Source organism: Pseudomonas sp. PS01298, assembly GCF_029959745.1.
GTDB lineage: Bacteria > Pseudomonadota > Gammaproteobacteria > Pseudomonadales > Pseudomonadaceae > Aquipseudomonas > Aquipseudomonas aylmerensis.
This window is the reverse complement of record NZ_JASCPP010000005.1, coordinates 131,761-139,981: the sequence shown is the minus strand read 5'-3', so window position 1 is coordinate 139,981 and position 8,221 is coordinate 131,761. Positions and strand designations below refer to the sequence as shown.

7 protein-coding genes and 1 pseudogene are annotated in these 8,221 nt (G+C 59.0%); 5 read left to right on the top strand and 3 right to left on the bottom strand.

Going from position 1 to position 8,221, the window contains the following annotated elements; translation table 11 throughout:
• Positions 1-437: 437 nt before the first annotated feature.
• Positions 438-1,319 carry an EamA family transporter RarD gene (gene rarD, locus QMX97_RS04320; protein ID WP_282396167.1) on the top strand — a complete coding sequence of 294 codons (882 nt, stop codon included), beginning with the start codon at positions 438-440 and terminating at the stop codon, positions 1,317-1,319.
• A 55-nt stretch (positions 1,320-1,374) separates the two neighbouring features.
• Here rarD and hppD read toward each other — a convergent pair whose 3' ends face one another.
• Positions 1,375-2,451, bottom strand: a complete 1,077-nt coding sequence (gene hppD / locus QMX97_RS04315; RefSeq protein ID WP_065905432.1) for a 4-hydroxyphenylpyruvate dioxygenase — start codon at positions 2,449-2,451, stop codon at positions 1,375-1,377.
• Between the two features lie 304 nt (positions 2,452-2,755).
• On the opposite strand from hppD, the pseudogene QMX97_RS04310 reads away from it, so the two are divergent.
• The 3 genes and pseudogenes from QMX97_RS04310 to QMX97_RS04300 form a co-directional block, all read left to right on the top strand.
• Positions 2,756-2,949: pseudogene (locus QMX97_RS04310) on the top strand (LysR family transcriptional regulator); the annotation flags it as partial.
• Between the two features lie 44 nt (positions 2,950-2,993).
• Positions 2,994-4,535: an EAL domain-containing protein gene (locus QMX97_RS04305; protein WP_282396164.1), complete on the top strand. Its 1,542-nt coding sequence runs from the start codon at positions 2,994-2,996 to the stop codon at positions 4,533-4,535.
• Positions 4,536-4,733: 198 nt separating this feature from the next.
• Positions 4,734-5,099 (top strand): histone-like nucleoid-structuring protein, MvaT/MvaU family, encoded by a 366-nt coding sequence (locus tag QMX97_RS04300; protein ID WP_106803789.1) that lies wholly within the window; start codon positions 4,734-4,736, stop codon positions 5,097-5,099.
• 111 nt (positions 5,100-5,210) lie between these two features.
• Here QMX97_RS04300 and QMX97_RS04295 read toward each other — a convergent pair whose 3' ends face one another.
• A complete protein-coding gene (locus tag QMX97_RS04295; RefSeq protein ID WP_282396169.1) occupies positions 5,211-5,747 on the bottom strand; it encodes a DUF4946 domain-containing protein in 537 nt (178 codons plus the stop codon).
• 202 nt (positions 5,748-5,949) lie between these two features.
• On the opposite strand from QMX97_RS04295, the gene gloA reads away from it, so the two are divergent.
• Positions 5,950-6,471 (top strand): lactoylglutathione lyase, encoded by a 522-nt coding sequence (gene gloA, locus QMX97_RS04290; protein WP_201144555.1) that lies wholly within the window; start codon positions 5,950-5,952, stop codon positions 6,469-6,471.
• 62 nt (positions 6,472-6,533) lie between these two features.
• Here gloA and ahpF read toward each other — a convergent pair whose 3' ends face one another.
• Positions 6,534-8,099: an alkyl hydroperoxide reductase subunit F gene (gene ahpF, locus QMX97_RS04285; protein WP_282396162.1), complete on the bottom strand. Its 1,566-nt coding sequence runs from the start codon at positions 8,097-8,099 to the stop codon at positions 6,534-6,536.
• Positions 8,100-8,221: the final 122 nt, after the last annotated feature.

Here is an 8,221-nt window from a genome sequence, read left to right as displayed (position 1 = left end):
CAGCGCTATGTATCGCGCTACAACATCACCAGGCCGCATAGCTACAACGACTATCGGTCACCAGTCGCCAGGGAGAAGCTGGTGGCGTGAAACCTTAATCGGTGTCCAAGATTACTTGACCAGTTCAAAGCCGCCCCAAAACCAGTCGGCGAGGAGTACCTGATCCACCGCGTGCTCGCTGACAGGGGCTGCTTCGCAGCCCAACGCGGGACAAGCCCGCTCACCACAATAACCCCGCTCGCCACAACAAACTGGCCCGCCATGGGAAGTGGGTTCATCAAAGGAGGTTTGTCTCTATCACCTCCTCCAAACCTCACCCCATGAAAATATTCGCGCAAAACGCCCCAAAACAGCGCAACCGTCTCCCGTCAAAAGCTCCATAATCCCCTCCTGAATTTCTCTCTTCTTTTGTAGCAACCGGTTTTGGCGAGGACAGTGTGTCTAAAGGTGTTGTGTTATCCGTGGCGGCGTCGGTGTTGTTTGCCGTGATGTATTACTTCACGTCGCTGCTTACGCCGTTGAGCGGCCTGGAGATTTTCGGCTGGCGCATGTTGCTCACCGTGCCGTGCATGACGGTGTTCATGATCGTCAGCGGCGAATGGCGCCGTGTGTGGGAATTGCTGCGCAGGCTGGCGGCCAAGCCGCGGTTGATCGGCGGCGCGGTGCTGTCTTCGGCATTGCTCGGCGTGCAGTTGTGGCTCTTCATGTGGGCGCCACTGAACGGGCGCAGCCTGGATGTGTCGGTGGGTTACTTCCTGTTGCCGCTGACCATGGTATTGACGGGACGCCTGGTGTATGGCGAGCGGTTGTCGCGCCTGCAGCAGATCGCCGTAGTGTTCGCCGCGCTCGGCGTGCTCAATGAGCTGTATCAGGCCGGCGGTTTCTCCTGGGCCACGCTGGTCGTGATCATCGGCTATCCGGTCTACTTCGTGGTGCGTAAATACCTGTCCACCGATCACCTGGGCGGTCTGTGGCTGGACATGGCACTGATGCTGCCGGTGGCCTGGTGGTTCGTGCAGAGCGGCGAACAGGGGGTCGCCGTGCTCGACGCCTATCCGAAGCTGTATGCCTTGATTCCAACGCTGGGCCTGATCAGCGCATCGGCGCTGGTGAGCTACATCATCGCCAGCCGGTTGCTGGCGTTCAGCCTGTTCGGGCTGCTCAGCTATGTCGAGCCGGTGCTGTTGCTGGCTGTGGCGTTACTGCTGGGTGAAGGGATCAAGGGTGGCCAATGGCTGACCTATATCCCGATCTGGCTGGCGGTAATGGTGCTGGTCTATGAAGGCTTCAAGCATCTGGTGCGTCAGCGCAAAGCCTGATCCGCAGGCAATAAAAAGCCCGGCCAGGAGCAATCCCGGCCGGGCTTTTTTACCCTCAGTCGGCGGTCAGTACACCACGACGCACCTGGTCACGCTCGATGGATTCGAACAGCGCCTTGAAGTTGCCTTCGCCAAAGCCATCATCACCCTTGCGCTGGATGAACTCGAAGAACACCGGGCCCATCAGGGTCTCCGAGAAGATTTGCAGCAACAGGCGCTTGTCGCCTTCAATCGACGAGCCGTCCAGCAGGATGCCGCGCGATTGCAGTTGATCGACCGGCTCACCGTGATTCGGCAGGCGGCCTTCGAGCATTTCGTAGTAGGTGTCCGGCGGTGCGGTCATGAAGCGCATGCCGATGCCCTTCAACGCGTCCCAGGTCTTGACCAGGTCGTCGGTGAGGAACGCCACGTGCTGGATGCCCTCGCCGTTGAACTGCATCAGGAACTCTTCGATCTGCCCGGCGCCCTTGGACGACTCTTCGTTCAGCGGGATGCGGATCATGCCGTCCGGCGCACTCATGGCCTTGGAGGTCAGGCCAGTGTATTCACCCTTGATGTCGAAGTAGCGCGCTTCACGGAAGTTGAACAGTTTCTCGTAGAAGTTGGCCCAGTAGACCATGCGGCCGCGATACACGTTGTGGGTCAGGTGGTCGATGACCTTGAGGCCGGCACCGACCGGGTTGCGGTCTACGCCGTCGAGGTAGACAAAGTCGATGTCATAGATCGAGCTGCCTTCACCGAAGCGGTCGATCAGGTACAGCGGCGCGCCGCCGATGCCTTTGATCGCCGGCAGGTTCAGTTCCATCGGGCCGGTTTCGATATGGATCGGCTGCGCACCCAGCTCCAGCGCGCGGTTGTAGGCTTGCTGCGAATCCTTGACGCGAAACGCCATGCCGCACACCGACGGGCCATGCTCCGCCGCGAAGTAGGAGGCAATGCTGTTGGGCTCATTGTTGAGGATCAGGTTGATCTCGCCCTGGCGGTACAGGTGCACATTCTTGGAGCGGTGGGTCGCGACCTTGGTGAAGCCCATGATCTCGAAGATCGGCTCCAGCGTGCCCGGGGTCGGCGATGCGAATTCGATGAATTCAAAGCCCATCAGGCCCATTGGGTTGTCTAAATGGTCGGTCATGTTCGGTGCCTCATCATTCTTGTTGGGTAGCAATTGATTAGTTGCGAGCAAGGATGAGGTCGAAGGGAGGCGCGCAGGAAAGGCCTCGCACACTGCGGGCGAGGAAATCACCAAAGATGAGGGGGGAGCCGAGTAGCTTCATGGTGTCATCAGTCTCTGACGGCCGAGGCTTGCGTGAGCGCAAGTCCATATTCTTGTATGCGTAAATCGATTCTACACAGCGTAACCGTGTTTGTCCGCAGTCTTCATCAAATCCCTATTGCCTTGGCCTGCGCAAGCGGTTTGTTGCACAGGTAACTGCCCAGCAGCGTTGCCGCGCGATCATGACCCGCGCTACGTATACCGGCGCCTGTCGCCCGGGTGTCGCGCCGTATCGGCTTGGCGGTGCTGGACCGCCGGCAGTCCTCGCCTGCCGCCCTGGCCTTTATCGAGATCGCACAGTCGCTGGGGCTGACGAGCATATTTGAACCGGGCCGTCTATCATCCGGGCATCCCTGACTGCCCTACCGTCACCGCCCTCTCGCGCAACAGGCCCGGAATTCATGCCCCTGACTGTCACAGGCCCTCGAAAGTCCTTCACTCGCCATTCGATCAGTGTGCTGTGCGGGCTGCTGCCCATCCTGCTGGGTGTGTTCATCCTGCACTGGCAAGCCGAACGCACCCTTGAGAAAAGCACCGCGCAGACGGCGCAGGAAGCCGTGCGCCAATTCGACCTGATGCTCGACAACACCGCTCTCGCCGCCCAGGAATTGCTGCCACTCGCCGGACAGCCGTGCGACAGCAGTGCACAGCTGGCACTGCGCGAGCAGGTCACACGCCGGCCGTTTGTGCGCGCAACCACATTGTCCTGGCAGAAAAATATCTATTGCAGTTCGCTGTTCGGCAGCCAGTACGAGTCGCGGGTGAACCCGGATGACTACGTGGATGGGCGGCTGTGGTTGATGAACGGCAACCCGGTGACGCCGGATACGGCCTTGCTGGTGTACCGCCTGGTGGAGGGCGACAAGGCCGCGTTTGCCTCGATCGACGGCTACCACCTGACCAACGCGCTGCGCCTGATCAGCCGTTATGCGAACCTGATCCTGCAGGTCGGGCCCAACTGGCTGGGTGCCGACGGCAAAGTGCGCAACGCGCAGGTACCGGTGTTTGCCGTGGCCCATCATCACCTGGCGTCCGAACGCTATCGCTACAGTGTCGACGCCGGTATGCCGGCCGGTGAAGTGTGGCGCTATATGCAGGACCGATACCCTGCAATGTTCAGCCTGGTGGTGTTTTTTGGCCTGTTGGCCGGCGTCCTCGCGCACGCCCTGCAAAAGCGCGTGACCGCGCCAACCCATGAATTACAACGGGCGCTGGGGGCGAATGAGTTCATCCCGTACTTCCAGCCCGTGGTACGCGGCGACACGCGGGAGTGGGCGGGCTGTGAAGTGCTGATGCGCTGGAAACACCCGAAGGAAGGCCTGGTACGTCCGGACCTGTTTATTCCACTCGCCGAGGAATGCGGGCTGATTGTGCCGATGACGCGCGCCCTGCTCCGCCAGACCGCCGCGCAACTGGCACCCCACGCGGCGCGCTTCAGCCCGGGGTTTCATATTGGCGTGAATATTACCGCCCGCCACTGCCAGGACCTGGCGCTGGTGGACGATTGCCGAGAGTTTCTGGCAGCCTTTCCTGTTGGCCAGGTCACCCTGGTACTGGAGTTGACCGAGCGCGAGCTGATCGAACCCACTGATATTACCCGCCGCCTGTTCGATGCGTTGCATGAACTGGGGGTGATGATCGCCATTGACGACTTCGGTACGGGCCATTCCAGCCTGGGCTACTTGCGCAACTTCAATGTGGACTATTTGAAGATTGATCAGAGTTTTGTCGCCATGATCGGCGCCGATGCACTCTCCCGGCATATTCTCGACAGCATCATAGAACTGTCCGGCAAGCTCGATCTGGGCATCGTTGCCGAAGGCGTGGAAACAGTCGAGCAATGCGAATACCTGGCGGCGCGTGGCGTGGATTTCCTGCAGGGTTACCTGTTCGGAAAGCCTGTGCCCAGCGATGAATTGATTAAATCCCTGAGCCACCAATGAATAGCCCGGTACTAGACAGGTTGAAATAATGTAAGTAATACAAAAGACGTGATTTACTCGTAGCGCATTAACTACTACAATTTTTCCTGCCTGTGCAGAACTCGCAGGAAGGCGTCTTTCCTGAGTTGCCTTAAAGCGCTTGGCTTATAGCTTTGTCTGTAATTGATATCAGCCAACAACACTATTGGAGTACCTATTTTGTCCAGACTCGCCGAATTTCGCGCAGCAGAAAAAGCCCTTCAAGAGCAGCTCGCCCAGCTGGAATCCCTGAAGAACGACGCCGGCCTGAAAAAAGAAATCGAATTCGAAGAAAAGCTCCAGGGCCTGATGAAGACTTACGGCAAGAGCCTGCGCGACATCATCGCCATCCTTGACCCTAACCTGGGCAAGACCAGCGCTGCAGCCACCGCCGCACCAAAACAGCGCCGCGCACGCGTCGTCAAGGTCTACCAGAACCCGCACACCGGCGAGCTGATCGAGACCAAAGGCGGCAACCACCGCGGCCTCAAGGCCTGGAAAGAAGAGCACGGTGCAGCCACTGTAGAGTCATGGCTGCGCAAGTGATCAGGCACTACCCATAAAGAGCCCCGCCGATGCGGGGCTTTTTTATTGGAGGATTCGAACGCAAACTTAAATAACATTTCACCGTATTCAAGATCGATCGACATAACCGATTTAAAGTTTCAGGCTGTCGCGCACCGAACTGACTTCATCCTTGCTCGCTTCGTAGGTTTGCGCCTGCCCCGCATATGAAAAAACATAGGCCTTATCGGTATCAACAGCGCCCACCAATGTTTGTGACAGCACGTGTCGTCCGTTCTCGGTAATCACACAAGTAGTTTCCAGCGCGTCAAGTCGGCTCAATGTTGTTGGGTGCATCTTGGTGCAGACGCTTTGATAGCCACCTTGGGCAAAGTCCTTCTGGATGGATTTGCGCATTTCCAGCAATACGCCCTGAAGATTAACTTTATGCCCGGCCTCGATGGGGGTGCCGGTCAGTTCCATGACCATCAAGGTCGTGCCGTTTTCATCGTTCTTGATCGCCCGTTGACGCGACACCGTGGCGGGCGCTGTCGGGGCCTGGTCGTCAGGCACGACTTCTTCCACTTGCCAGCCGCTGGGCCAATGGATTTCCGGATCGGCCGCCATGACCACGGGGCTGGCCAACAGCACGCATACGGCACTCAACAGCGGTTTACGAAATTCGATCATTGCGACAAATACCCAAGGTTCAAGCGACAAAGTGTGAGCCCGCCACCCGCAGCTCGCAAGGCTTGCAGCGGCTTTTTCATTTGGCGCCACCGCCGAGCCTTGCGTATCATGGCTCGGCTGCACGGATGCCTGCCGCAAGCCAAGGGATCGCTCCTCGCTTTTCACTGGAGCCGCGTTTGCCCCATTTTTTTCTGGAGGGCCCATGAGCCTGCACGAATTGAACACCTTCCCGGGCGTCACCGCCCAACCTGACACCGCCACTGCAAACTTTGTGTTCAACCACACCATGTTGCGGGTCAAGGACATCACCAAGTCGCTGGATTTCTACACCCGCGTCCTGGGTTTTTCCCTGGTTGAGAAACGCGACTTCCCGGAAGCCGAATTCAGCCTGTACTTCCTGGCCCTGGTCGACAAATCCCAGATCCCGGCCGATGCCGCACAACGGACCGAATGGATGAAGTCGATCCCGGGCATCCTCGAACTGACCCATAACCACGGCACCGAAAACGACGCCGACTTCGCCTACCACAATGGCAACACCGACCCGCGTGGTTTTGGCCATATCTGCATCTCGGTGCCGGATATCGTGGCCGCGTGCGAGCGCTTCGAAGCCCTGGGTTGCGACTTCCAGAAACGCCTGAGCGATGGCCGCATGAAAAGCCTGGCGTTCATCAAGGACCCGGACGCGTACTGGGTCGAGATCATTCAGCCAGCGCCGCTGTAAAAGCCCCACGCAATAAAAAACCCCATGATCGCTCATGGGGTTTTTCATTTGCGGCGCCGGATTTACGCCGGGGCGGAGGTGCGGATCAGGTGATCGAAAGCGCTCAGGGAAGCCTTGGCGCCCTCGCCTACGGCAATCACGATCTGCTTGTACGGCACGGTCGTGACGTCACCGGCGGCGAATACGCCTGGCAGTGAAGTCTCGCCACGGGCGTCGACAATGATCTCGCCACGGGGCGACAGCTCGACGGTGCCTTTGAGCCAGTCGGTGTTAGGCAGCAAGCCGATCTGGACAAAGATCCCTTCCAGGTCGATGGTCTTGAACTCACCGCTGTCACGGTCCTTGTAGGCCAGGCCGGTCACTTTCTGGCCGTCACCCTTGACTTCACTGGTCAGCGCGCTGGTGATCACATCAACGTTGGGCAGGCTGTACAGCTTGCGCTGCAGTACCGCATCGGCGCGCAGCTTGCTGTCGAACTCGAGCAAGGTCACGTGGCTGACAATACCGGCCAGGTCGATGGCCGCTTCAACGCCGGAGTTACCGCCGCCGATCACCGCCACGCGCTTGCCCTTGAACAGCGGGCCATCGCAGTGCGGGCAGAAGCATACGCCCTTGGCTTTGTATTCCTGCTCGCCTGGCACACCCATTTCGCGCCAGCGCGCGCCGGTCGCCAGGATGACGGTCTTGGACTTCAGCGTCGCACCGCTTTCGAAGCGGATTTCGTGCAGGTCGCCGGCATTTTTCGCTGGTACCAGGCTGCTGGCGCGCTGCAGGTTCATGATGTCCACGTCGTACTGACACACGTGGGCCTCGAGGGCGCTGGCGAGTTTCGGGCCTTCGGTTTCCTGCACCGAGATGAAGTTCTCGATGGACATGGTGTCCAGCACCTGGCCGCCGAAACGCTCCGCCGCTACACCGGTGCGGATACCTTTACGTGCGGCGTAGATAGCCGCCGCAGAACCGGCTGGGCCACCGCCGACCACCAGCACATCAAAGGCGTCTTTGGCGCTGATTTTTTCGGCAGCCTTTTCGATGCCACTCGTGTCGAGCTTGGCGAGGATTTCTTCCAGGCCCATACGGCCCTGGCCAAAGTTCACACCGTTGAGGTAGACACTTGGCACCGCCATGATCTGGCGCTCGTCGACTTCAGCCTGGAACAGCGCGCCGTCGATGGCGACGTGGCGGATGTTCGGGTTGAGCACGGCCATCAGGTTCAGCGCCTGGACCACGTCCGGGCAGTTCTGGCACGACAGCGAGAAGTACGTCTCGAAGCTGAACTCGCCTTTGAGCGCACGAATCTGTTCAATCACTTCGACACTGGCCTTCGACGGGTGGCCACCGACTTGCAGCAGGGCCAGCACCAACGAAGTGAATTCATGGCCCATGGGGATGCCGGCGAAACGCAGGCTGATATCGGCACCCGGGCGGTTGATGGAGAACGAAGGCTTGCGCGCATCATTGCCATCGGTGATCAGGGTAATCAGCGTGGAGAGGCTGGTTACATCTTGCAAAAGGGCCAGCATTTCCTGGGATTTCGCACCGTCGTCGAGGGAGGCGACGATCTCGATCGGCTGGGTGACCCGTTCCAGGTATGACTTCAACTGAGCTTTAAGATTGGCGTCCAACATACGGGCGATTTCCTATTAATTCGGTTTATTGCAGACAAAAAAACGCCCGAGCGAATCTCGCCCGGGCGTTTTGAGGGCGGATGCAGCTTACTTAAGTGCGGAAACCCGCCCTTGATACTTCA

Coding starts and splice junctions, on each gene's coding strand:
- gloA (WP_201144555.1), top strand. CDS start 5,950: ATGAGCCTGCACGAATTGAACACCTTCCCGGGCGTCACCGCCCAACCT.
- QMX97_RS04295 (WP_282396169.1), bottom strand. CDS start 5,747: ATGATCGAATTTCGTAAACCGCTGTTGAGTGCCGTATGCGTGCTGTTG.
- ahpF (WP_282396162.1), bottom strand. CDS start 8,099: ATGTTGGACGCCAATCTTAAAGCTCAGTTGAAGTCATACCTGGAACGG.
- QMX97_RS04305 (WP_282396164.1), top strand. CDS start 2,994: ATGCCCCTGACTGTCACAGGCCCTCGAAAGTCCTTCACTCGCCATTCG.
- hppD (WP_065905432.1), bottom strand. CDS start 2,451: ATGACCGACCATTTAGACAACCCAATGGGCCTGATGGGCTTTGAATTC.